This window comes from Xenorhabdus innexi (genome assembly GCF_002632485.1).
Taxonomy (GTDB): Bacteria; Pseudomonadota; Gammaproteobacteria; order Enterobacterales; family Enterobacteriaceae; genus Xenorhabdus; species Xenorhabdus innexi.
This window is the reverse complement of record NZ_NIBU01000022.1, coordinates 17533-41997: the sequence shown is the minus strand read 5'-3', so window position 1 is coordinate 41997 and position 24465 is coordinate 17533. Positions and strand designations below refer to the sequence as shown.

Genomic DNA, 24465 nt, shown 5'->3' with positions numbered 1-24465 from the left:
AAATTATCACTTTTTATCTCTGTTCATTTATCTCTGACATCATTTTTATAAATATACGACGCCCTTCTTCCGAAGATTATTGCCATAATAGAGGCATTTTTAATTAATCATAATTCATATATATTTAACACTCCTTCCGGCCTCAATAAAAATAAGAGAGGCTAATTTAATAACCATAGAAATAGTAACTCATAAAATAATAACCATAAGCAATAATTACCAATCATACACCTGTTGATCATTTAATACCCGTTCATCCTTCTGTTATTGGCATTAACATATCTACTATCATCATTAAATATTAAATATTGAAATAAAATATTGCATATTCAGAAAACATAATATTTTAATCTATAAAATAACATATGAAGTCTTTTTGAAGATATTTAGCACACAAAATAAGTGCATATTTTGATCCAATTAGATAAATCATTTACTTTTTTCACTAAATGCAGTAAAAAGACGAAACCATTACACCATAAAGGAACAATATAAGAATAAAAAACTAAAAATAAAACTCAGAAAAATGTTTAGTTGCAAAATTTAACCAAACAACATTCTTAGTAGAATTATCTTTATAATTAGCCCATTCTATTCGCGAGGGTTACATAACAAATACTTACACTTTCTCAATAAATATTTTTATTAAAAAAAGATAAATAGAAGCAGCAAATTTTTTCACTGTCTGTTTTCTAATTATATTAATCTGGTATTTATCCAATCATGCTAAAAAGCGCTGATAGCTTGTTGTATTCGATTAGTTTAAATATCCCCGTTATTTATAGCTAATCTATCTGATGTAATAGGAATGATAATTTCATGAAGCAACGTAAATTTTTAACCCGATATGAAATAGATGCAATTTTGGCAGAAACAAAACAAGGACGTCATGCAGAACGTGATTATTGCATGTTATTGATGTGTTTTATTCATGGGTTTAGGGTCAGTGAGCTATGTAATTTATGTTTATCCGACCTCGATTTAAATTCAGCTATTATACATATCAGACGATTAAAAGGCGGCCTGTCAACAACACATCCGCTGATCCCGGAAGAGATTGAAGCACTAAAAAAATGGCTGGATGTACGCCAAAAATGGCGGGAAGCCGATTCTCCGTGGGTTTTCCTCTCCCAAAAATCGGGAGCGGTTTCACGCCAACAAGTTTACGGATTACTCAAACGTTACGGCAAACAGGCTGCAGTCAGTGTTTCCCCTCACCCTCATATGTTAAGACATGCCTGTGGTTATGCACTTGCCGACCTTGGCCGTGATACACGTTTAATTCAGGATTATCTAGGACACCGTAATATTTCACATACGGTGATTTACACGGCCAGTAATGTAAAACGTTTCTCTAATATTTGGGAGACACACTCTAAGTGAATTTTCATCTGTTTTCCCGTTTTTACTAACATGACCTGTTATTGCGACAATCTCCACTACACTCTCTGTGGAGATTGCAGGTAAACAAAATAGGCAAATTAATCATAATACAAATATGATCTTTGACGTATGATAAATCTGATTTATGAATAATATTTGTCTTTATTGTTTTGTGTTTGTTAAATTACTGCTTTATTTTTTTATAAAACTTAAACTCCAGGTTAGAATTTATAATATAAAACTCTATTTAAATACATACAGAAAATGCCTACCTCTACCTAATATACTCAATGGATTTCAGGTTGAAACCAGCAATACTGCAATCTGAAAGGTGGATATAGCAAAGTGTATTGCCAGGCATCTCACTACAATGAATTGATTTCATCAGTAAAGAGGCCGCTTGAAAAATGAAGGGAATCTTCCCTTCATTTTTCAAGTTCATATAAGCAGGGACCCTGTTATCTATGCTCCTGGGGATTCATTCCCTTGCCGCCGTAATACAACTTGAAATCCATTGAGTATAACTATAATTGTGCAAATTTTTCCCTGATTTTCTGTTCCGGCAAGTCTATTCCAATAAAAACCAGCACACTGTGACGCTGTTCATCACTCCCCCATTCACGATCCCAATCGGCACTGTATAAACGCTGTACCCCTTGGAACAACAATCTGCGTGGTTCTCCCTGAATAGCAATAATTCCTTTATAACGCAGTAAATTATCAGCAAAACTCAGTAACAATTCTTCCATCAGATTTGAAATTTCAGTTAATTCAACTGAATGGTTCAGGGTGATAACTATCGACTGGACACTATTTTGCTGTTGAGGAATAAAGCGAAAAACAGGCTTTGAAACAGTCAGCCTATCATTAAGCATGAAACCTTCCAGATCGAACAATAGTGCTAAATCTGCTTTACCATGTACGATCTTATGGATAGGCGCTTTGGCATTCATCCTCTGCAATCGCTCGATTAATGCGTCATTCTCTGGGGCAACATCCGTTTTCGTCAACAAAAGCCTATCAGCATATCCCACCTGTGATTGTGCAATGGAAAAACCATCAAGCTGCTGTTCTGCGTGAACCGCATCCACCAGTGTGATAATACCATCCAATAAAAAACGCTGACACAAAACCTCGTGAGAAAAAAAAGTCTGCGTGATTGGGCCGGGATCAGCCATTCCTGTACACTCAATAATCAGGCGATCAAACACAAACTGCCCGTTATCGATACCATCTAATAAATCAAGTAAAGTATCTTCCAACTCGTTCGAGCGGCTACAACAAATACAACCATTGCTTAGTGTTTTAATTTGTGTTGCCCTGTCCCCGATTAGTTCATTATCAATAGGAACTTCACCAAATTCATTCTCTATGACAGCAATTTTGTAACCATGTTCAGCATTGAGAATATGCTGTAATAATGTTGTTTTTCCTGATCCTAAAAATCCTGTGAGGATCGTTACTGATATAGGTTTCATTTTTTCCTGCTTTACTATAAAAATTGTTTACTTTAAAAGAGATTTCATCTGATACCTACAATAATACACGATTTAAACAATCAGATTAATCCAGTTACCTCAATATTTAAAAAAGAATACCATATGAATATCCTTTCTCAACTTTGTATTAAAAAATAACTCCAGCAGAATACTATTTATATTAATGGAGATGTCTCATGAAAAAAAACAAAAGAATTGAGATGGATCAAATTCCTTATAGTATTGGTACTCAGGAAGATCTATCAATTGATATTGCTATTGTTGGTTCTGGCGTATCTGGTTTATATACAGGATATCGTCTGTTAAGTGGCCATTATTCTGACAATTCCCGTTCCCCTGCAAGTGTGCATATTTTTGATTTAAATAATATTATCGGAGGAAGATTGCTCTCCGTGAACTTACCCGGAATGGATATTATTGGGGAGTTAGGAGGAATGCGTTATTTGTCATCACAAAAAATTACTACTTCATTGATTGAAGATGTTTTTAAATTAGATTATGGACTCTTTCCAGAAAGTGATTCAGAAAACAACTTTTTCTATTTACGAGGTCAACGTTTCAGAGCTGACATATGGTCTGAAATGCAAAAACAGAATAAGAAATTCAAAACTCGTTATTTCCTTAATGATGAAGATAAAGGGTATAGTGCCTCACAATTATTTAATAAAATAATATATGATGTCTTGGTTTCAGACCCGTGGTTTAATAAAAACTACGGTAATCTTATTGAAAAAATAAGTAAATATGATTACAGATTTAAAATCAGTCTCCGTCAATGGGATGTGATTAAAAAGAACATTACGTATATTAAAAAAGGAAGCCCCTATGACAGAATGAAAGTTAAAGATATTGGATTCTGGAATTTAATTAAAGATCAAGTTGGACAAGAAGGGTATAACTTTTTATCTGATGCCGGAGGGTATTATTCCAATACCATTAACTGGAATGCCGCTGAATCAATGTCTTATATGGTGGGTGATTTTACACAAGAGGGTATAGAGTACCGAACTATTAGCAATGGATATGACCAGTTAGCCTATGCTTTAGCCAAAGGCTATACAAATCAGAATGGTGCTAAGCTATGGTTAAAAAATACCTTAATAACATTTAAACATAATGATAGTGGAAAGCGTCGTTATTCCTTAACATTCAGGAATGAAAGCAGCCAGACTTACTGGACTGTACATACTGATACTATTATTCTGGCGATGCCAAGGAAATCCCTTAAGCTTCTGGATCAACACAACTTCTTCTTTGATAAACATTCACAACCAAAATTACACAGAAATATTAATAGTGTGATCTCTGAACCATCGTTAAAATTATTAATGGGATTTGAGTATCCATGGTGGAAAAAACAGTTTAAGGCCAAATCCGGTGCATCAATTACTGATTTAGCGATTCGCCAATGTTACTATTTCGGCACAGACGATCACAATTCACATTCCTTATTTCTATCAAGCTATAACGACATGCGTACTGTGACATTCTGGAAAGCTCTGATGGAAATAAAAGATAAAGATTCCATCTATGAACCTTATGGAACCAATATAATATCAAAAGAAAAATTGAAAGAATTTCCTTTACCCGGTGAACCCGTATCTAAACACCTGGTTGAGGAGGCAATGAATCAGGTTAAAGAGTTACATGGTATTGATATCCCTCCTCCTTATATTGCCAGAATTCAGGACTGGTCTCAGGAACCATATGGAGGCGGATATCACGCATGGAAAGTCGGTGTATCCGTTGAAGAAGTCATGCCTTTTATGAGGCACCCAATAAAAAATGAATCAGTGCATATTATCGGAGAAGCCTATTCTGGGGATCAGGGCTGGACTGAAGGCGCATTTTGTGTCACGGAAAGATTATTACAAGAAAAATTTCGCCTTAATTGGCCTGAGTGGTTAGATAAAGAATATTATTTAGGGAGATAATATCTCACAAAATATCATTTATATTATTTGGCGTGCAATCTGTGTCTGGTTTTATGGTTAATAATAATTAAATTTTAACAATAAATAAAATTGGAGAATATAGATGAATCGACATAACGTGATGAAACCGGAATCATTATTAACACAAGATGAAAGTAAACACATTAATAATAAAAAATATGATATCTGTATAGTAGGAGGAGGAATTATTGGCTTATGCACCGCATATTATGCGGCTAAAACGGGTAAAAATATTCTACTGATAGAAAGAAATACACTGGGAACTCAAGATTCAAGCTCAGCAGGTCATGTCAGAATGTGGAGAACAATTTATGATGATCTTGAACATGCTGAATTATCTTTCAAATCTGGCGGACTTTATCATGATTTAGAAAAAGAGCTGGCTTCTAAATTCATACATATGAATGGATTACTCAATTTTGGTATATCAACAGGTGATACACCACAGGGTACGCTATTCGGGCCAATAAAAGTATTGAAAAAGCTCAATAAAAAATATGATATCATCTCCAAAAAAGAGCTGGAAAGTAAATATCCTTTCAAAAATCTGCCAGAAAACTATATGGGGTTATATAGCCCTGATAATGCCACTATAGATGTTAAGCATATTATCAGGAAACTTGGTCAATATTTAAAAGAAACTGATCATGTCACTGTTGCTGAGAAAACAGAAGTCAGTAAAATAACCAGTCATCACAACGGTGTTTCAATTATAACAAACAACGGAAGCTATCAATCTGACAAAATAGTTATTACCTCTAATGCTTTCACCAATAGAATATTACCTCAGTCAGTAGGAATAAAAATAAACTATATCATTTGGGATATGTGTTTTTCATATTATAAACTGACAGGAGAAATCCCGGAAAAAAACTATCCGATGTTTTTCCAGTTTGAAAACCCTAAAAATGGTTACAGTAATCTATTCTATGGTTTTCCTAGTTATGACTTTGCACGAAAAGGTTTTATCCGTCTGGCGGTAGATTGGGCTTCACATAAATTTTATGATGTAGAAGAAAGGTGTTTCGCACCAAAAGAATTAGATATTGATATAACCAGAGATTTTGCCATCAACCATATGAGAGGTGTTGATATAACACCCATTGATATGGCAAGAGCATTACATGCCGATTTACCTGATAATACCGCTGTATTGGATTTTATACCGAAGCAGTACGATCAATATCAAAATATTATTTTATCATTAGGTGGCTGGGCATTTAAATTTGCGCCACTATTCGGGCAAGCTTGCGCCGACCTTGCATTAAACGGAAGCGCTTCTTTTAATATCTATCCATTCAGGATAAATAGAAAAAATATCATTCAGCCCATTTAACAGCCAGTTTTATCTCACTTAGCCTGAGGCACAATCAACACTTTTTGCTGTAGATAAGATTGTGAGGAGCTTCAGGCTTGTACCACCGGCTACACTGATTAGCAGCAACGCATTCCCCCTTTGCCATCGCCGCCATAACGTGCGTTCTGGCGTTCGCGGAAGAACTCCTCATAAGTCATATAAGGTTGGTCAGGATGATTATCCTTCATATGCTGCACATAAGTATCATAGTCAGGTACTCCCACCAACATACGGGCTGCCTGCCCTAAATATTTTCCGGCACGGCCAAGATTACCAAACATAACACTCTCCCATAACTGTTCTCAAAAGTGGATTTCCTTGATGCTATACACAATGGATTTCAAGATGCGTCGCGGCGGCAAGAGAGTAAATCCCGAGAGCATAGATAACTATGTGGCCGGGGTGAACGAACGTAGCCAACAAAGAGGCAACTTGAAAGACGAAGTGTATATACCTTAAAGAAAGACCCCACATAATACAAAGCCTATTATGTGGGGTCTTGTGATAACCAAAGCCACTCTATGGCTTAGATACTACATCAGTGCGTAGAAGAAACTTTTACTCCGCCTTCCGGAACAGGAACATAAGGCGTTTCTTTATCTGTACGCTGCGGGTTTTTATTCGCTTTTATCGCCGTCTTAATCCCATAAATAATGATGCTATAGACGACAACAAGGAACAAAATACTTAAACCAGCGTTGGTATAGTTGTTCACAACAATATGGTTCATATTGCTGATCTGCTGTGCGGTCAGGTCTGTTCCGCCTTCAGCAATACGTCGCTTGTATTCGTTCGCCAGAAAAAAGAAACCTTCCAGTTTGGGATTATCGCTGAATAACTTCAGCCCCAATGCCCACGTAGTACAAATCAACAGCCAGATAGCAGGTACAACCGTTACCCAAATGTACTTGGTACGTTTCATCTTAATCAGTACAACAGTACCCAATACCAGCGCTACAGCGGCCAACATCTGGTTTGAGATACCAAACAATGGCCACAGGCTCTTAACACCACCCAGCGGATCGACAACACCTTGATACAACAGGTAGCCCCACATTCCCACACAGCCCGCTGTACCAATGATACCGGCAATCAGAGAATCCGTTTTTTTCAGGAATGGAACAAAATTCCCCAGTAGATCCTGCAACATAAAACGACCGGAACGTGTTCCCGCATCCAGAGCAGTCAGAATAAACAGAGCTTCAAACAAAATACCAAAGTGATACCAGAACCCCATATCTGCGGCCGGAATGATCTGATGGAATACGTGCGCAATACCCACCGCCAGCGTTGGTGCGCCACCTGCACGATTCAGAACCGAAGGTTCACCAATGTCTTTTGCTGTTTGCAGAATTTGGTCAGGTGAAATCACAAATCCCCATGAACTGACCGTGGCTGCTGCCTGAGTGGTAACATCCTGCAACGCTACCATAATCGCCGGAGCCTCAGATGTTCCCAGATTATGCAGATCCGGCATGGTAATCCCCAGTGCCGCCGGTGGTGTATTCATAGCAAAATAAAGCCCCGGCTCGATGATGGATGCTGCAACTAAGGCCATAATCGCAACAAATGATTCCATCAGCATTGCACCATAACCAATGAAACGGGCATCCTTTTCGTTTGCCAGCAATTTAGGTGTCGTACCGGAAGAAATCAGAGCATGGAAACCAGATACCGCACCACAGGCAATCGTGATAAACAGGAATGGGAATAATGTCCCTTTCCAGACTGGCCCTGAACCATCAATATATTGTGTTACATCCGGCATTTTCAGATCAGGATTGAGGATCACAATGCCAATCGCCAGACCCACAATCACACCTATTTTCAGGAACGTTGCCAGATAATCACGAGGTGCCAGAATCAGCCAGACCGGTAGTAATGCAGAAATAAAGGCATAGCCAATCAATGCGTAAGTAATGGTGGTATCTTTAAAAGTTAAAGCAGGCCCCCAATAAGAGTCAGCGGCAACAACACCCCCAAACCAAATCGCGGCAATCAGCATCAGGATACCAATAACGGAAACTTCCCCCACGCGTCCCGGGCGGATATACCGCATGTAAATCCCCATGAACAGGGCAATCGGCACGGTAGAACAAACGGTAAAGACGCCCCACGGACTTTCTGCCAGCGCTTTCACGACAATCAGTGCCAATACTGCCAGAATGATAATCATGATCAGGAAGCAGCCGAACAGGGCAATTGTTCCCGGAACACGCCCCATTTCTTCTTTAACGATCTCTCCCAGTGAAGCACCATTACGGCGGGAAGAGATAAACAGCACCATAAAATCCTGTACAGCACCGGCAAGAACAACCCCTGCCAGTAGCCACAACGTTCCCGGCAAATAACCAACCTGTGCCGCCAGCACTGGCCCGACTAACGGCCCCGCTCCGGCAATAGCCGCAAAATGGTGACCAAACAGGACATTTTTGTTGGTCGGAACATAATTGAGGCCATCATTATTAACAACCGCCGGTGTTGCCCGTGTCGCATCCAGCTTCATCACCTTAGTGGCGATATAAAGACTGTAATAGCGATAAGCGACCAGATAAACTGCCACCGAAGCAACAATTATCCATAACGCACTAACATGTTCTCCCCGACGTAGTGCAACAACCCCGAGGCAAAATGCCCCAATTATCCCCAATATCATCCAGGGGATATGTCTTAAAAATTTATTATTGTTCATAAAGCACCCTTTTTAAGGTAAGACGAACAGCAAGTTACTCTTTCATTTCTTCCTCTTCTATAAGCCAGTTATCTGACCACCGCAGGAAGTGATACTACTCGCCACACTGTACTATGATACGAAACTTCCTCCGGCAGGATGGGAAGGATCTGCGCCAACGGTGGAATAACACATTAAGCGGTCAGAATCCTTCCATCAGTGGTTTTACAATGACGTCAGGACAGCTGTTTCATGAAGCTTAAAAACCAAAATCAATGGCATCATCTTTCAGGTGGTTAAAGTCAGCATATTGGCCATCAAATGAAATTACTGTGTGCTGATCGCTGCATTGCTGTTCAGAAAACCAATTACATTCAGAAGCTAACCGTGGCTCTTCGACCCCCAACCACGTGGATAGCATAGGTAAAAGATGAAACCCGCTACGGTGAGCATCGATTCTGGTCTTAGCGTTATAGTCATAACCAGTGATGACGAACGGCACCTGATAATTCTGTTTGTTAGCATCGCTATGGTTCAAGTTTTCTTTGTCCGTACCTTTGCGCACAAAAGACAGACCATGATCAGCAAAATAGAGCATTGTCCAGTTCAGTTGGTTATGTCTGGCGACATTCTCAACTTCAGCCAACAAACTGTCCGTATTATGGATGCTCTGTACATAACAGGAGATATCTTTGGAATGAAAATAGTGGCTGTATTTATTATTCGTTCTGGCACAGGGCTGTGGATGTGACCCCATCAAATGAATAACAATCAATTTCTTTTTGTGATCCTGTTTCAGAGCATTACGGATATAGGGCAACAAATTTTCATCCGGCATGTAGCTCCTGTCATCAGAACTTCCTTCTTTCAGGAAAACAGAGTGCGTGGCCTGCTGCCCTATCATCGCCGAGGGAGAATCAAACCCGCCTTTCATTCCCTGATTGGAAATCCAGTGAGTTTCAAAACCGGCCTTATTTGCCAGTGTTACGATACTGTTATTCAGGTTAATCTGATTTTCCTCACGAATCGCCAGTGAGTTCGTCAATGAAAGCTGAGTGGATGGCGCAGCAGAAATATAATTAGTTAATATTGTTGCATGCGTTTTATCCAGCCAGGGGGTGTTTTTTTCAGGAAAACCGTATTCCGCTAAAAAATCCCGGCGGACACTTTCACCAATAACCATGATGTAGGTGTCATATTTTTCATCTTTAACTGTGGGCTGCCAGTCATCCTGATATTTGATGACTCTGGCAAACCGGTTATTTTCAGACATGACCTTCACATAACTCTGGTAAGCATCTTTGAAAAAGCGGACTTCAGGTAAACTGGTATTCAGAATCTCGGTGTTATCCACAAAACCCGATTTCACATACCCTTTCACGGGTGACCAGAATGCAGAAATAAAGAACAGTGCCAATAACCACTGTTTTCCTTTTGCTGAAATCACCGTATTTAATTTCACCGAGAACCACATCAGAACAACAATAGCAAACACCGTCATATAAGTTGATGCCGGAAATCCGCTGATATATTCCAATGTTTCATTTTGGTTTGTATAAAGCACTGAACCGACGGCATTGATATCTGGAAAACCGTAGTTAAGACCAAGTGGCGCATACAGTATTCCAATAATAGAAAATAGAGAAATCAGTACGACATATAAACGTTTATTAATGGAGGCAAGAAATAAAAATAATGCAAAGGCACTAAAAACATATATTAACTTTAACTGGTATCCCAAACATTTATGGATCAGCAACACCAGCAGAATAAGAGAGATTGAATAAAAAATATTTTTATTTTTATACAGTGAGGACATAATATTATCGGTATTCCTTATAACCATAAATATTGTTGTAAGTCAGTTCCTTTGATTACTTATATAACCAGAAAGACTGGTGGGTATATCAAACAATAGACTTTAATTCCCAATAATACTACGTCATAGCAGGCTGTTAGAAAACAAAAAAACAGCCTGCTTAAGATCAAATTATCTATACATAATGGATTTCAAGATGCGGCGCGGCGGCAAGGGAGTGAATCCCCAGGAGCATAGATAACTATGTGACTGGGGTGAGCGAGCGTAGCCAACAAAGGAGCAGCTTGAAAGACGAAGTGTATATTCGTTAATTATGTACAGACCTGAAAAACACTACGCTCAAAATACATCCCGCTCTTCATCCCGTAAAGTCAAAACCCGGAAGCCATCATGTGTAACCAAAATAGTATGTTCAAACTGAGCTGATAAACGACGATCTTTCGTTGTCACCGTCCAGCCATCTTTATGCAGCTTAACCTCTTTTTTACCCTGATTGATCATCGGCTCAATCGTGAATGTCATACCTTCTTTCAGCACAATCCCTTCACCTGCCCTGCCATAATGCAATACCTGAGGCTCTTCGTGCATGCTGCTCCCGATACCATGACCACAGTATTCGCGGACAACACTATAATTATTCGCCTCAGCATGCTGTTGTATTGTCTGCCCGATATCCCCTAATGTGATGCCCGGCTTTACCATTCTGATGGCTTTATAGAGACATTCTTGTGTGATATCCACCAGCCGGATGGCATGAGAGGGAACTTCTCCGACGCAAAATGTGACACTGCTGTCACCATAGTATCCCTCTTTTTTTACTGTCACATCCACATTAACAATAGCACCATTTTTCAGTCCCTTATCTGAGGGCCAGCCATGACAGACGACATGATTGACTGATGTATTAACGGTATAAGGGAAACCGTACTGCCCCAGACTACCGGGAATTGCCCCCAGCGTATTGACAATATAATCATGACAAAATGCATCGATTTCTAATGTCGTCACGCCGGGGACAATAATCGGACGAACAGCTTCCAGAACCTGCCCCGTCAGACGTCCGGCAATTTCCATTCGTTTTATTTCTTCGGTGTTTTTTATCAATATGCCAGTGCTATCTATCATTAATTTTCTCTTATTTTTGAGTAAGTAGAGTCTTATATAAATAATGCCCTTGCATAAGTGAATAACTCAAGCTATTTATTAAAATTCGTTCGGAATATTATTAGAGGGAATCCATACTGCAATACAGTCTGGATGCACTAAAAATATTCCTTTATCAATTATTCAAGTATTAAGGGCGATAAATGAAAAAATTTTATCAGTTAAAAATTACACTTACAGAAATGAACCCCGCTATATGGCGTCGTTTTATTGTTCCGTCAAATATTTCACTGGATAGATTACATGATGTCATTCAAGTTGTAATGGGCTGGGAAGATAGTCATTTGCATGAGTTTATTTTTGATTCTAAACGTTTTACCGAAAGGCCGGAAACGCCAGAAGAAGGACATGAGGAAGGAAAATTCAAACTTGAGTCACTCATCAAACGTAAAGGAAGTAAATTCATTTATCTGTATGATTTTGGTGACTCTTGGGAACATGAAATCTTGTTGGAAAACAGTAATTATTCACCGGAAGAACTCCCCATGCCGATTTTTTGCCTTGAAGGAGAACAAGCCTGCCCACCGGAAGATTGTGGCGGAATCTATGGCTATATGGAGCTGCTCAATATTCTCAAAGATCCAGCTCATAAAGAGTATCAGGAAATGTTTGAATGGGTAAATGGTGAAACTGAAATATCTCCGGATAATGCATTTTCACCTGAAAAGTTTTCTCCCGAAGAAGTCAATAATATGCTGGCGTTATATTATCGCTGGTCGCGAGATCGTTATCTTTCTCTGTTTGGATGAGTTATCTAATTCAGTAATATAAAGGGTCTTTGCTATTTTATCTCCGTTAATAAAATAGCAAGGGCTTTTATTAACGCACAGTATGGGTATTTTTCGATTAATAAGAGAAAGACTATGACTGAATATGAATATCAGGGTGGGTGTTTATGCGGTAATATCCGATTCATTGCGAAAGGGCTGCCTAATAACCCGCACACCTGTTCATGCACTATGTGTCAGAAACACTCAGGAGCATTAACTCTCTGCTGGGTGGAATTTCCTAAAGACTCAGTTCAATGGGTTGGCAAAGGAGGAGTTCCTTCTTTATATCGATCTTCAGATTATTCCAGCCGTGCATTTTGCAGTCATTGCGGAAGTTCACTGGGAGCTATTGATGAAGGCCCGACTATTGGGCTGATTCTGGGTAATTTTGATCACCATGAGTCAAAAGAGTTAATCCCGATGTCCCATTCTTACCCCCTCTCACCAACTGAAATATGAATAACACAGATAAAGAAAAAGAAAATGCCTACTCCGAATAAGAATAGGCATTTCCATCAGACGATCACAATGATTGGAATTAAAACTTAACGGTAACGTTCGTTCTGAAAGTACGTCCCGGCCCCGGCATTAATCCCATTGCTAACGGATCGAGATAATAGACATCAGTAACGTTATCAATACCCGCCTGAATCCTGATGTTTTTATTAACTTTATACTTCACAAACAGATCAACCGTTGTGTAAGGTTCCCATTCGACATGAACCAACACACTTCCTACACGGCTATTTTTATCATCCTTCAGGCCCACACTGGGACGGCTACCCATATAAGTCAGCGTTGCTCCCATATCTAAATCCTTATCGAAAGCACGCCCGCCCAAAGTCACTGTATAGCTATTTTTTGGCTGAATATGGTTAACAACATAACTGTCCGAAATTCCCCCCGGATTACAGCGATTTTTAGGATCGATGGATGCCTGTTCTGGTGTTAAACAAAATAGGGTATGTGTGTAATACGACCAGCCTAATTCAGCATAGGCCATTCCCACATCATAACTTGATGAGAGTTCTAAACCACGCCATTCCGCTTTATCAACATTTATCATTGTAAGATTGGGGCCGAATCTGCCGAGCTTTGGCTTGTTTATCCTAGTCAGATAATCCTTGACCTGAGTATCAAAGTAACTCAGTTTGGTACGTAATTTATCGCCATCCACCAACAGATCATTTTTCAGGATATTAACCCCAACTTCCCATGACAGGGAACGCTCAGGGGATAACAAAATGTCTGTATCCGGCGTTTGTGACCAGCCTTTGGTTGTTTCAAACAGGCTTGGTAACCGAATAGCAGAGCCATATTTGCCGTAAAACTGAAGGCCTCCTAAAGGCTCAAGTGTCATATTGATGATAGGAGACCAGCCGCCAGAAGTACGTTCTAACGCCTCTCCGTAGGTTACCTCGTTAGACAATGCCCTCATACTGCAAGTTTTAGAATCATAATCAAATTCTGGAAATATAGGGTTATTATCATGGGACTTAAAATATGAGTAACGCAAGCCACCATCTAAGGTCAGCCAATCCAGAGGCTTCCACTCAGCATTAGCAAAAGCGCTGTATTCATTTTTCCAGCCATCCCGAAACGCATCACTCGAATTTGCATTAAAAGATTCTTCTTTCGGAAAACCGATTGTTTCATGTGAATAAGATGCACCATAGATAAATGAAAGATCACCATAAGGAAATAGGATCTCTGACGTATTGTTAACACCTATTCCCCATTTATCTACCTGACTATAAGTGTGACCGACTGATATGTTATAAGGCTCACTTCTTGGTGCGTTTTCCTTTGGAGAACAGGACACTGTTATAGGATTTGAGGAATTAATGCGACTTACAGCACGGTTATAAAACGCATTAGCTTTCAGATCGATAAAATAATTATCCTGTGGATTGAAACGATATTGTGCCGTATGTGAGCTGACATTGATCTTATTCATAAAACCTTCATAAGGATCACCCCAACGTGCTATTGCTGACGGCATGATTTCACCATAGCGGCTGATATATTCGTTTCTGGCTAACTCAAGATTATGGCCTTCAGAGAATTTCAATTTTCCCTTCAGCAAATGAGAAATATTATCCATAGAGGTATTGAGTATCTCCTCACTTGCTCTGTAAGGAGTTAAGCTCTTCGATAATGAAGCATAACTCCAGCCTTTAGGATAAGAAGGCCCGATTGTTATCTGAGGAACATTTTCTCCTTTTTTACCTGCATAGTAATTACCATTATGTCTGCGGGCGAAAGCAGCTACCATATCCAAATATTGGCTTTTGATCCCCAGAGCAATACTACCATTTCCTCCCGTTGGCCTGAATCCGCCATGCCGATCCATACCATCTGTCTCGCCAAACGCTGTATAGACCTGATCATTACGATAACGCTTGCCTTTAGGATAGCCGCCACGCGTACCTATTGCCGGAGGTGTCGTACTATTATTATTAAACCCACCGGTCATTCTCACACCGAATGTTTGTCCATGCAAAACAACATCATTTACATTAAGTGTACTTATCCTGACGACTCCGCCAATGGCTCCATTCGCGTCAGCCCCTGTACTCGGGCCTTTCTCAATATCTACCGAACTGATCAAATCCGGATCAATATAAGTACGTCCGGCAACACCTGAATATCCCCGGTAAATCGTCGTTTCCTGCATGGCACCATCAACAATAACCGGCGTTCTTCCCTGCCCCTGCATCCCACGAATATTGACATCCAGTGCACCAGAGTTACGGTTATCACTATTCAGAACACCCGGTGTTCCTTTCAGAAAATCACCCACCGATGTGCCACGGCGCTGTTCTACCTGCTCTGCTGAGATATGGGTGCTGGAACCGGGTGTCATATAAGGCAAGTCAGCATTTAGCTGTGCTTCACTGAATCCTGAAACTTTAAGCTCACTAAGTACTATTGTTGCTGGTTTATGAGAGTTCTCTGGTGCAGTTTTCGGTGATTTATCTGTGTCTGCTGCATAAGAGGGGAAAGCCGTGTTTCCCAGTAATGCTAACAAAATCCCTGTTCTCAGGTTCAGTGGGGAACTGAACGAGTTTGTTGATGACTCCATTATTCATACTTCCATTTTATGGTTATAAGTTCGGTGTGATAATTAGTTCAATTTGAATTCGGGGCAGAAATTAAGAATGAAGAAAATAATAAAAAACAAATGCGGGTGATTAAATCGGAAGATGGTAGACATATTCATTATATTTGTTGTGTATTGCTGACATTTTTGTCTCATTTTTATCAGTACGCTAATGATAATTAATGTCAAAAATAAATGCAAACAATAATGATTATCATTGATGTAATCATATATTTAGTCTGACTGAGTCAAAAACGACAAGAATCAATGCATCAGAGAAAAAGATTTAACTCGAGCCGCTTCGCAATCCCGTTTAATACTCAAAAAATCCGATACATTCCCAATCACAATCCTGATAACCTACCGTATGACTTTTCCTCTTCATATCAGCAATTGAATCCGCAGATGAATCACACAGATTATCAGTGATAAGATAGTGTTTTCGCCCAGCAGAGGTTCACTGGTGTTCTATCCTTAGCTGATTATATTTAGGTTTTGTCATTTCGATGGGTTGACTGAGCGTCGATAGCCCAACAGAGTCAACAGGAACAATAAAATTGAATCAAATCAACATGAAAGAATCTCCAGCAAAGGATACCGTTACCCACACCCCCATGATGCAGCAGTATTTGCGCCTGAAAGCGCAACACCCCGATATTTTACTGCTTTACCGCATGGGGGATTTTTATGAACTGTTCTATGACGATGCGAAAAAAGCAGCAAAGTTACTGGATATTTCTCTGACCAAACGTGGGCAATCCGCAGGCCAGCCAATCCCGATGGCCGGAGTTCCTTATCATGCAATTGAAAACTATCTGGCAAAGCTGGTTCAACTGGGTGAATCTGCGGCAATCTGTGAGCAGGTTGGCGATCCGGCCGCCAGTAAAGGCCCTGTTGAGCGTAAAGTCGTGCGCATTGTTACGCCGGGAACGGTCACTGATGAAGCTCTGCTGCAAGAGCGTCACGACAATCTTCTGGCAGCTATCTGGCATGACAGTCAGGGGTTCGGGTACGCCACTCTGGATATCACTTCCGGCCGTTTCCGTGTTTCTGAAATGCCTGACGAGGATACCATTGCGGCTGAACTCCAGCGCACCCGTCCGGCAGAGTTACTCTACCCAGAAACCTTTGAGCACATGGGGTTGATTGAGCGCTGTAACGGTCTGCGCCGTCGTCCGATGTGGGAATTTGAACTGGATACCGCAAAGCAACAACTGAATCTGCAATTCGGCACCCGTGATCTGATCGGCTTTGGTGTGGAAAAAGCGCCACAGGCACTGCGGGCAGCTGGCTGTCTGCTGCAATATGTCAAAGATACTCAGCGTACTGCTCTGCCCCATATCCGCAATATTACAATGGAAAGCCAGCAAGAAACGGTCATCATGGATGCCGCTACGCGCCGCAATCTTGAATTGACTCAGAACTTGTCAGGAAGCACTGAAAATACACTGGCCTCTGTGCTCGATCAGTGTGTGACCCCAATGGGCAGCCGGATGCTGAAACGCTGGCTTCATACTCCAATTCGTAACAGAGATATACTGGAAAATCGTCAGCAGGCCATTTCAGCACTTCAGGAGATTGGCTTTGAGCTACAGCCGTTTCTGCGTCAGGTGGGTGATTTAGAACGTGTACTTGCCCGTTTGGCTCTCCGCTCTGCCCGTCCCCGTGATTTAGCCAGAATGCGCCACGCTTTCCAGCAATTGCCGGATATCCACCAGATCATGGGTTCCTCTGACTCACCCTATATTCAGGCACTGCAACAACGTATCGGTCATTTTGATGAGTTACAGCTATTGCTGGAAAACGCAGTTGTCGAAACCCCGCCGGTACTGGTGCGGGACGGTGGTGTTATTGCCCCCGGTTATAATGCAGAACTGGATGAATGGCGTGCATTAGCTGACGGTGCCAGTGATTATCTCGACAAACTGGAAATCCGTGAACGTGAAAAGCTCGGTATCGATACCCTGAAAGTCGGCTTCAATGCAGTGCATGGTTACTACATTCAGGTTAGTCGTGGGCAAAGCCACCTTGTGCCGATTCATTATGTACGTCGCCAGACCCTGAAAAATGCAGAGCGCTACATTATTCCTGAGCTAAAAGAGTATGAAGATAAGGTTCTGACTTCCAAAGGCAAGGCTCTTGCCATTGAAAAAGCCCTGTATGAAGAATTGTTCGACTTATTACTCCCTCATCTGGCTGCCCTGCAAACCAGCGCCGAGGCACTGTCAGAACTGGATGTGCTGGCAAATCTGGCTGAACGTGCTGAAACACTGAATTATACCTGTCCGACATTAACAGACAGAACCGGCATCCAAATCACGGGAGGCCGCCATCCGGTTGTTGAACAGGTTCTCAGCGAACCCTTTATCTCAAACCCGTTAACGCTCTCTTCACAGCGCCGTCTGTTAATTATCACCGGGCCGAATATGGGCGGAAAAAGCACCTATATGCGTCAGGCTGCTTTAATTACATTGCTGGCGTATATCGGCAGTTTTGTCCCGGCTGAAAAAGCGGTGATTGGGCCTGTAGACCGTATTTTTACCCGCGTGGGTGCATCTGATGATCTGGCATCCGGGCGCTCGACCTTCATGGTAGAAATGACGGAAACTGCCAATATTCTGCACAATGCAACAGAGCATAGTCTGGTGTTGATGGATGAGATCGGGCGTGGTACATCAACTTACGATGGCCTGTCTCTCGCGTGGGCCTGTGCTGAGAATCTGGCTAACCGTATTAAAGCAATGACGCTGTTCGCTACTCACTATTTTGAATTGACGACACTACCTGAAAAACTGGAAGGTGTGGTCAATATCCATCTGGATGCAGTTGAACACGGCGATACTATCGCCTTTATGCACAACGTGCAGGATGGTGCAGCCAGCAAGAGTTACGGTCTGGCAGTTGCTTCACTGGCCGGTGTTCCCCGTGATGTTATCAAACGGGCACGTCAGAAATTAAAAGAGCTGGAGTCACTCTCCAACAATGCAACCGCAGGTCATGTCGATACACCACAACTGACACTACTGGCGGAAGAAACATCTCCGGCCGTAGAAGCACTGGAAAATCTGAATCCGGACTCCCTGACACCACGACAGGCTCTGGAATGGATTTACCGTTTAAAAGACATGGTGTAAGAATGACGGATGCACAAATGACGGGGATGAAAATAACTGGTTTACAAATAAAAGGTGATACCAGCCTGTTAGAACCCATTTATCAATTTTTACAGTGTGAAACACCGGATCAATGGGTGGAAAAAGCACGGCAACCGGAAAACCTTCCAGTTTTACTGCGCGATCATCTTTTATGCGAACTCAAGGCAGCACAGAGCGCAATGTTCCTGATCCGCAAATATGCTGTTGATCCGGCAAGTGCGGATGCTCTGCTGGCATGGTTTCAACCCTATGAAGATTTTGCCTATAAAAAAATTGGTAATATCCATTCGTTAAAAGGCAAGAGCCAAATTACGAAACAAATTACCGCACGGGAAAAGTCCCCTTATAGCCAATCGTTAATTGATAAAATGGTGATGCTGATTAAAGAAGAACTGCATCATTTTTATCAGGTACTGGAAATTATGGAAACCAGAGGAATAAGCTATGAGAGCATCAGTGCAAGCCGCTATGCCAAATCATTATTCCAGCATATTACCAATCACGAGCCTTACACTCTGGTGGATAAATTAATTATTGGTGCATATATTGAGGCACGTTCCTGCGAGCGTTTTGCCAAATTAGCCCCTCATTTAGACGAAGAGTTGGGAAAATTTTATATTTCCCTGCTGCGTTCAGAAGCGCGCCATTATCAGGATTATTTAACGCTGGCTGGATCTATATCTAAGAATGATATTACAGAAAGAGTGAAATACTTTGGTCAAATAGAAGCTGAACTTATTCAGTCAGCCGACCCTGATTTTAAATTTCATAGCGGTATACCTATACCCAATGAATTTCAAGATGCATGACGGCGGCAAGGGAATGAATCCCCGGGAGCATAGATAACTATACGACTGGGGTGAGTGAACGCAGCCAACAAAGAGGCAATTTGAAAGACGAAGGGTATATAAATTAAAAATATGTCTATACGCTAAGAAAGGTGGGTTTATTTTACCCACCTTTTAATTTAATTATGCCTTTATCTCAGGTATAAGATTTAAGTGCGGAATAAGGACTCGATATTCAACCCTTGGGTATGCAGAATGTCTCTGAGACGGCGCAATCCCCCAACTTGAATCTGGCGAACTCTTTCTCTGGTTAGCCCAATTTCTCGTCCTACATCCTCTAATGTTTCCGCTTCGTATCCAAGCAGGCCAAAACGACGAGCCAGAACTTCACGTTGTTTTGCGTTGAGTTCAAACAACCATTTGACAATACTTTGTTTCATATCATCATCCTGAATAGTTGTTTCCGGCCCGGAGTCGTTTTCATCAGATAAAATATCTAGCAATGCTTTATCTGAATCCCCGCTAATCGGAGTATCCACAGAAGTAATTCGTTCATTAAGCCGCATCATACGGCTCACATCATCAACTGGCTTATCCAGTTTTTCAGCAATTTCTTCAACTGTTGGCTCATGATCTAATTTATGCGCCAATTCTCTTGCAGTACGTAAATAAACATTCAGTTCTTTAACGATATGTATGGGCAAACGGATAGTACGAGTTTGATTCATAATTGCCCGTTCAATTGTCTGACGGATCCACCAGGTAGCATAAGTAGAAAATCTGAAACCTCTTTCCGGATCGAATTTTTCTACTGCTCGAATAAGACCAAGGTTGCCTTCTTCAATTAAATCCAAAAGCGCTAATCCTCGGTTGCTATATCTTCGGGATATTTTGACTACCAGCCGCAAATTACTTTCGATCATGCGTTGGCGCGCAGCAATATCTCCCCGCAATGCCCGTCTAGCGAAAAGAACTTCTTCCTCTGCCGTCAACAGAGGAGAAAAACCAATTTCTCCGAGATAGAGTTGAGTTGCATCCAGAACCCGTTGATTGACTCCTTGCAACAATTCCAAATCTTCATCAAAACTGGTTAAATCATCCTCGTCTTTCAGCAACGCTTCATCAAAGTCATTGGCTTCCGTGCCATTTTCGTCTAAATCCGCCTCTTCATACAACTCATTAACTTTAAGCGTACTTTGGCTCATCAGCTGCTCCTACCCATGATAATGCGGACAGGAGTTCAGATTCCTGCCCCGGTTTATCGCTGCGGAAGATAACGCAGCGGGTTTACGGATTTTCCCTTGTAACGAATCTCAAAATGCAATCTTACTGAACTGGTTCCGGTGCTACCCATCGTTGCTATTTTCTGCCCTGCCTGTACATCCTGCTGCTCTCGCACCAGCATAGTATCGTTATGAGCATAAGCACTCAGGTAGTCATCATCATGTTTTATTATTATTAGATTTCCATATCCGCGTAATGCATTTCCGGCGTAAACAACTTTCCCACTGGCGGTTGCAAATACGGGCTGGCCACGATTACCCGCAATGTCAATGCCCTTATTTCCACCCTGAGAATCCGAAAAACCTTCAAGAATTTTTCCTTCCGCAGGCCATCTCCAATTATTAATAGGCCTACTCGCATTTAAATCTGCTGCTGACGATGCTTTATAAGGGGCATCGTCACTACCAGAAATTGTTTCTCTTGGCAACGTTTTTTGTGAATTATGCCTGTCAATATTTGCAGGATACGCATTACTTTTTTGAAAATCAACCTGCTCAATTTTAGATTGAGTGCTATTTGATGCTACTGATACACCATTAATGGAGTTTACATTGCCAATTCTCAGGACTTGACCAACATTTAAGCCATAAGGTTCTGAAATGCTATTTATGTGAGATAGTTCACGAAAGTCCTTACCTGTAATCCATGCAATGTAAAATAAAGTATCTCCATGTTTAACTGTGTAAGTTTTGCCGTTATAACTCCCTTTAGGAATGTTCCCATAATTGCGGTTATAGACAATTCTCCCCTGCTGTAAACTATTACCCCCAGCACGATTATCTAGATATCGACTATTTGAAGCATTATTATCTGTTGCCCTATTTTTGGAAATAACCGGGGGAGATGATGGCATTGGTGTCGAAACCGATGAGGGACGGGAGGATATTATTCTATTTTTTTCCTGATTATCCACACTCACTATTGGGGCAGGATGATTGGGTGTATTACTACAACCAGCCAGTATTGTGCCTGCAATTGTATAGATTATTATCCACTGTATTTTTTTCATTAAGTTTCCTACTTTCATACCTTATTCCCCCATAAAGGCAAATATAAGTGACAAGCATGATGATTTATAAAGAAATTAAGATTAAAAAAAATATTTAAGGAAAAATACTTTTTTTTTATCTCAAAAAAATGACTGCTAATTTAAAAATAGCGGTAAAAATAAATCAGCAGATTATGCCAATTCGCCCTGAATAAGAGGTACAAAACGAACAGACTCGATCACTTCACTATGGAAATCGTTCCCATAACGCCGTACCACTTTCAGCGATTGAGAACTTTCACCAACCGGCACCACCATCACACCGCCATCTGCCAGCTGATGTAATAGTGCCTGTGGTATTTCTGGAGGTGCTGCTGTGACGATGATGGCATGAAATGGCCCTTTTGACGGCCACCCATTCCAACCATCTCCATGGCGGGTTGAGATATTATGTAAATCGAGTTGCTTTAACCTGCGTTTAGCCTGCCACTGCAATCCCTTAATCCGCTCTACGGAAAAGACATGTCCGGCTAAATGAGCAAGTATCGCAGTCTGATAACCAGAGCCCGTTCCAATCTCCAGTACATTAGATTCAGGCGTTAAATCCAGCAATTCAGTCATACGGGCAACGATATATGGCTGGGATATAGTCTGCCCGTGTCCGATAGGCAATGCTGTGTTTTCATATGCCTTATGCGCCAGGGCTTCATCGACAAAACATTCTCTGGGTACTTTGGATATCACTTCCAGCAGGTGTTCATCATGTATTCCCTGCTTGTGTAGCTGTGTCAGCAAATTTTTCATTAACCGACTTAACATTCTCCGACATCCCCGACTTTCAACAGCCAATCAGTTATCAGTTCCTGTGCTTGATAGGCTGTCAAATCTACCTGCAAAGGAGTAATAGAAACAAACCCTTCCTCCACCGCTGCAAAATCAGTTTCCGGGCCGGCATCATTTTTTTCTCCCGGAGGCCCTATCCAATAAAGCATATTGCCTTTAGGGTCTTCCAGAGAATAAACCTCTTCTGCGGCACACCGACAACCACAGCGAGTGACCTTGAACCCTTTAATTTGTTCGATAGGGATATCAGGGACATTAATATTCAGAATATTACCGGCTCTCAATGGCAATTTTTGTAACATATTCAATAAACGAACAGTCACTTCCGCCGCTGTTTCGTAATGCTTGTCACCATCAAGTGACACAGCCAGAGCGGGTAATCCCAAATGACGCCCTTCCATCGCAGCAGCAACGGTTCCAGAGTAAATCACATCATCTCCCAGATTAGGGCCACAGTTGATCCCTGACACGACAATATCTGGCCGGGGGCGGACTAACTTATTGACGCCCAAATAAACACAGTCTGTCGGAGTACCTTCCTGAACAGCAACATCACCATTATTCAGCGTGCTGATACGCAAAGGACGATCCAGAGTTAAAGCATTCGACGCACCACTGCGGTTACGATCAGGCGCGACAACCTGCACATGATACTGTTCCCGCAATTTGGCCGCTAAAGTTTGAATACCCGGAGCGGTAACACCATCATCATTACTCAGCAATATCCGCAGCATTGATATATCTCATTGAATTCAATTTAAAATGGTAAACATACATAGATTAATACTGTAACATTCCCTGTACGCTACTCTGCCTGCGTCTTGCTCGACCTTTGATTAAACAGCATCAGGGTTTGCCATAAAATCGTTTGATCTTAGCATGACGTAAGCAGTTTTGTAGAGCGCTTTGCATCCCGTTAACCTAAATAAGAGCATACCTACACTCATCGTCTTTTAGGTTACCCTTTTGTTGGCTACGCTCACTTTCAATCAGAGGTTTATCTCTTTAATTACTATGTAACACAATATTAAACCCTTCTTCTTCCTGAGGGACGACAAAAGAGCGAGTGATAGCAGCAAATTGCTCATCTGTGACCAAAAACTGATGTTCACCGGACTGATTGCGCAGGAGTAGACGCTCGAGACAGACACTATCAGGAACGTCAAGAAAATGGAGGCAGTGCTCGGCCCCTGTTGTATCAATGATTTTCTTCATCCATTTCCGGTTTTCAACCGTGTTAGCCGGGAAATCAAGAATGATGGAAACACCTGCATTTAATAAAGAGATTAAATGAGGCTCCATTGCATCTCTGAGTTTTGCTGAATAAAGCACATAATCAGACACGGTTTTCATTTCACTACCATAAAGTGTTGATAACCAATAGTCTTCGCTCATGGTAATTACCATTGGCTGTTGAGACAACTTTGCAGAGAGAGTTGATTTTCCCGAAGCAATTTTTCCGCATAATATATGAAGCACTGCTCTTTTCTGATGAATTATTTTTTCCTGATAAACAGATTTATCTTGGTGCGAAATATTTCCTGATGAGAATGTTTTCGATAAAGACATTAAGTCACCTTTCATTAATTATGAGAAATATAGAAATTAATATCCTACAAGAGCATTTTTATTTGAGTTCCATCCTGATTAAATATTACCTACTTTATTTCATTAAGCATGGAATAA

The 24465-nt window shown here is 41.1% G+C and carries 18 protein-coding genes; 7 read left to right on the top strand and 11 right to left on the bottom strand.

The window, feature by feature from the left end:
• Positions 1-819: 819 nt before the first annotated feature.
• Positions 820-1383, top strand: a complete 564-nt coding sequence (locus Xinn_RS10740; RefSeq protein WP_086955361.1) for a tyrosine-type DNA invertase — start codon at positions 820-822, stop codon at positions 1381-1383.
• Between the two features lie 524 nt (positions 1384-1907).
• Here Xinn_RS10740 and yjiA read toward each other — a convergent pair.
• Positions 1908-2861: a GTPase gene (gene yjiA, locus Xinn_RS10735; RefSeq protein WP_086955360.1), complete on the bottom strand. Its 954-nt coding sequence runs from the start codon at positions 2859-2861 to the stop codon at positions 1908-1910.
• A 197-nt stretch (positions 2862-3058) separates the two neighbouring features.
• On the opposite strand from yjiA, the gene Xinn_RS10730 reads away from it, so the two are divergent.
• Together Xinn_RS10730 and Xinn_RS10725 are read left to right on the top strand one after the other, a co-directional pair.
• Positions 3059-4816, top strand: coding sequence for a flavin monoamine oxidase family protein (locus Xinn_RS10730; protein ID WP_211286011.1), 1758 nt, complete (start codon positions 3059-3061; stop codon positions 4814-4816).
• A 103-nt stretch (positions 4817-4919) separates the two neighbouring features.
• Entirely contained in the window at positions 4920-6173 is a 1254-nt protein-coding gene (locus Xinn_RS10725) for an FAD-dependent oxidoreductase (RefSeq protein WP_086955359.1), read from the top strand.
• Positions 6174-6271: 98 nt separating this feature from the next.
• On the opposite strand, the gene Xinn_RS10720 is transcribed toward Xinn_RS10725, so the two are convergent.
• The 4 genes from Xinn_RS10720 to map form a co-directional block, all read right to left on the bottom strand.
• The gene (locus Xinn_RS10720) at positions 6272-6475 is read right to left on the bottom strand and encodes a YbdD/YjiX family protein (protein WP_047678653.1); all 204 of its coding nucleotides are present in this window, start codon (positions 6473-6475) and stop codon (positions 6272-6274) included.
• Positions 6476-6732: 257 nt separating this feature from the next.
• Positions 6733-8886: a carbon starvation CstA family protein gene (locus tag Xinn_RS10715; protein WP_086955358.1), complete on the bottom strand. Its 2154-nt coding sequence runs from the start codon at positions 8884-8886 to the stop codon at positions 6733-6735.
• A gap of 238 nt (positions 8887-9124) precedes the next feature.
• The gene (locus Xinn_RS10710; RefSeq protein ID WP_169923565.1) at positions 9125-10684 is read right to left on the bottom strand and encodes a phosphoethanolamine transferase; all 1560 of its coding nucleotides are present in this window, start codon (positions 10682-10684) and stop codon (positions 9125-9127) included.
• Between the two features lie 339 nt (positions 10685-11023).
• The gene (gene map / locus Xinn_RS10705; RefSeq protein ID WP_086955356.1) at positions 11024-11809 is read right to left on the bottom strand and encodes a type I methionyl aminopeptidase; all 786 of its coding nucleotides are present in this window, start codon (positions 11807-11809) and stop codon (positions 11024-11026) included.
• A 182-nt stretch (positions 11810-11991) separates the two neighbouring features.
• Here map and Xinn_RS10700 point away from each other — a divergent pair, with 182 nt between their 5' ends.
• Together Xinn_RS10700 and Xinn_RS10695 are read left to right on the top strand one after the other, a co-directional pair.
• Positions 11992-12597 carry a plasmid pRiA4b ORF-3 family protein gene (locus Xinn_RS10700; RefSeq protein ID WP_086955355.1) on the top strand — a complete coding sequence of 202 codons (606 nt, stop codon included), beginning with the start codon at positions 11992-11994 and terminating at the stop codon, positions 12595-12597.
• Positions 12598-12711: 114 nt separating this feature from the next.
• On the top strand, positions 12712-13077 hold the full coding sequence (locus Xinn_RS10695) for a GFA family protein (protein WP_086955354.1): 366 nt from the start codon (positions 12712-12714) through the stop codon (positions 13075-13077).
• A gap of 79 nt (positions 13078-13156) precedes the next feature.
• Here the strand turns inward: Xinn_RS10695 and Xinn_RS10690 are convergent, their stop codons facing one another.
• Entirely contained in the window at positions 13157-15703 is a 2547-nt protein-coding gene (locus tag Xinn_RS10690) for a TonB-dependent receptor domain-containing protein (protein WP_086955353.1), read from the bottom strand.
• A gap of 590 nt (positions 15704-16293) precedes the next feature.
• On the opposite strand from Xinn_RS10690, the gene mutS reads away from it, so the two are divergent.
• Both mutS and miaE read left to right on the top strand, forming a co-directional pair.
• Positions 16294-18855 (top strand): DNA mismatch repair protein MutS, encoded by a 2562-nt coding sequence (mutS, locus tag Xinn_RS10685; protein WP_086955352.1) that lies wholly within the window; start codon positions 16294-16296, stop codon positions 18853-18855.
• A 26-nt stretch (positions 18856-18881) separates the two neighbouring features.
• Complete coding sequence (miaE, locus tag Xinn_RS10680; RefSeq protein ID WP_086956574.1) at positions 18882-19685, top strand: tRNA isopentenyl-2-thiomethyl-A-37 hydroxylase MiaE; 804 nt, start codon at positions 18882-18884, stop codon at positions 19683-19685.
• A 188-nt stretch (positions 19686-19873) separates the two neighbouring features.
• On the opposite strand, the gene rpoS is transcribed toward miaE, so the two are convergent.
• From rpoS to Xinn_RS10655, 5 genes are all read right to left on the bottom strand, one after another.
• Entirely contained in the window at positions 19874-20869 is a 996-nt protein-coding gene (gene rpoS / locus Xinn_RS10675; protein WP_086955351.1) for an RNA polymerase sigma factor RpoS, read from the bottom strand.
• A 53-nt stretch (positions 20870-20922) separates the two neighbouring features.
• Positions 20923-21975 carry a murein hydrolase activator NlpD gene (nlpD, locus tag Xinn_RS10670; protein WP_086955350.1) on the bottom strand — a complete coding sequence of 351 codons (1053 nt, stop codon included), beginning with the start codon at positions 21973-21975 and terminating at the stop codon, positions 20923-20925.
• 153 nt (positions 21976-22128) lie between these two features.
• A complete protein-coding gene (locus Xinn_RS10665) occupies positions 22129-22755 on the bottom strand; it encodes a protein-L-isoaspartate(D-aspartate) O-methyltransferase (protein ID WP_086955349.1) in 627 nt (208 codons plus the stop codon).
• The gene (surE, locus tag Xinn_RS10660) at positions 22749-23513 is read right to left on the bottom strand and encodes a 5'/3'-nucleotidase SurE (RefSeq protein ID WP_086955348.1); all 765 of its coding nucleotides are present in this window, start codon (positions 23511-23513) and stop codon (positions 22749-22751) included. Before surE ends, Xinn_RS10665 begins: the two co-directional genes overlap by 7 nt.
• Before the next feature lie 271 nt (positions 23514-23784).
• The gene (locus tag Xinn_RS10655; protein WP_086955347.1) at positions 23785-24348 is read right to left on the bottom strand and encodes a P-loop nucleotide/nucleoside kinase family protein; all 564 of its coding nucleotides are present in this window, start codon (positions 24346-24348) and stop codon (positions 23785-23787) included.
• Positions 24349-24465 lie beyond the last annotated feature (117 nt).

Coding starts and splice junctions, on each gene's coding strand:
- Xinn_RS10730 (WP_211286011.1), top strand. CDS start 3,059: ATGAAAAAAAACAAAAGAATTGAGATGGATCAAATTCCTTATAGTATT.
- Xinn_RS10715 (WP_086955358.1), bottom strand. CDS start 8,886: ATGAACAATAATAAATTTTTAAGACATATCCCCTGGATGATATTGGGG.
- rpoS (WP_086955351.1), bottom strand. CDS start 20,869: ATGAGCCAAAGTACGCTTAAAGTTAATGAGTTGTATGAAGAGGCGGAT.
- map (WP_086955356.1), bottom strand. CDS start 11,809: ATGATAGATAGCACTGGCATATTGATAAAAAACACCGAAGAAATAAAA.
- nlpD (WP_086955350.1), bottom strand. CDS start 21,975: ATGAAAGTAGGAAACTTAATGAAAAAAATACAGTGGATAATAATCTAT.
- mutS (WP_086955352.1), top strand. CDS start 16,294: ATGAAAGAATCTCCAGCAAAGGATACCGTTACCCACACCCCCATGATG.
- Xinn_RS10695 (WP_086955354.1), top strand. CDS start 12,712: ATGACTGAATATGAATATCAGGGTGGGTGTTTATGCGGTAATATCCGA.
- Xinn_RS10725 (WP_086955359.1), top strand. CDS start 4,920: ATGAATCGACATAACGTGATGAAACCGGAATCATTATTAACACAAGAT.
- Xinn_RS10700 (WP_086955355.1), top strand. CDS start 11,992: ATGAAAAAATTTTATCAGTTAAAAATTACACTTACAGAAATGAACCCC.
- Xinn_RS10710 (WP_169923565.1), bottom strand. CDS start 10,684: ATGTCCTCACTGTATAAAAATAAAAATATTTTTTATTCAATCTCTCTT.
- Xinn_RS10740 (WP_086955361.1), top strand. CDS start 820: ATGAAGCAACGTAAATTTTTAACCCGATATGAAATAGATGCAATTTTG.
- Xinn_RS10720 (WP_047678653.1), bottom strand. CDS start 6,475: ATGTTTGGTAATCTTGGCCGTGCCGGAAAATATTTAGGGCAGGCAGCC.
- surE (WP_086955348.1), bottom strand. CDS start 23,513: ATGCTGCGGATATTGCTGAGTAATGATGATGGTGTTACCGCTCCGGGT.
- Xinn_RS10655 (WP_086955347.1), bottom strand. CDS start 24,348: ATGTCTTTATCGAAAACATTCTCATCAGGAAATATTTCGCACCAAGAT.
- miaE (WP_086956574.1), top strand. CDS start 18,882: ATGAAAATAACTGGTTTACAAATAAAAGGTGATACCAGCCTGTTAGAA.
- Xinn_RS10665 (WP_086955349.1), bottom strand. CDS start 22,755: ATGTTAAGTCGGTTAATGAAAAATTTGCTGACACAGCTACACAAGCAG.
- Xinn_RS10690 (WP_086955353.1), bottom strand. CDS start 15,703: ATGGAGTCATCAACAAACTCGTTCAGTTCCCCACTGAACCTGAGAACA.
- yjiA (WP_086955360.1), bottom strand. CDS start 2,861: ATGAAACCTATATCAGTAACGATCCTCACAGGATTTTTAGGATCAGGA.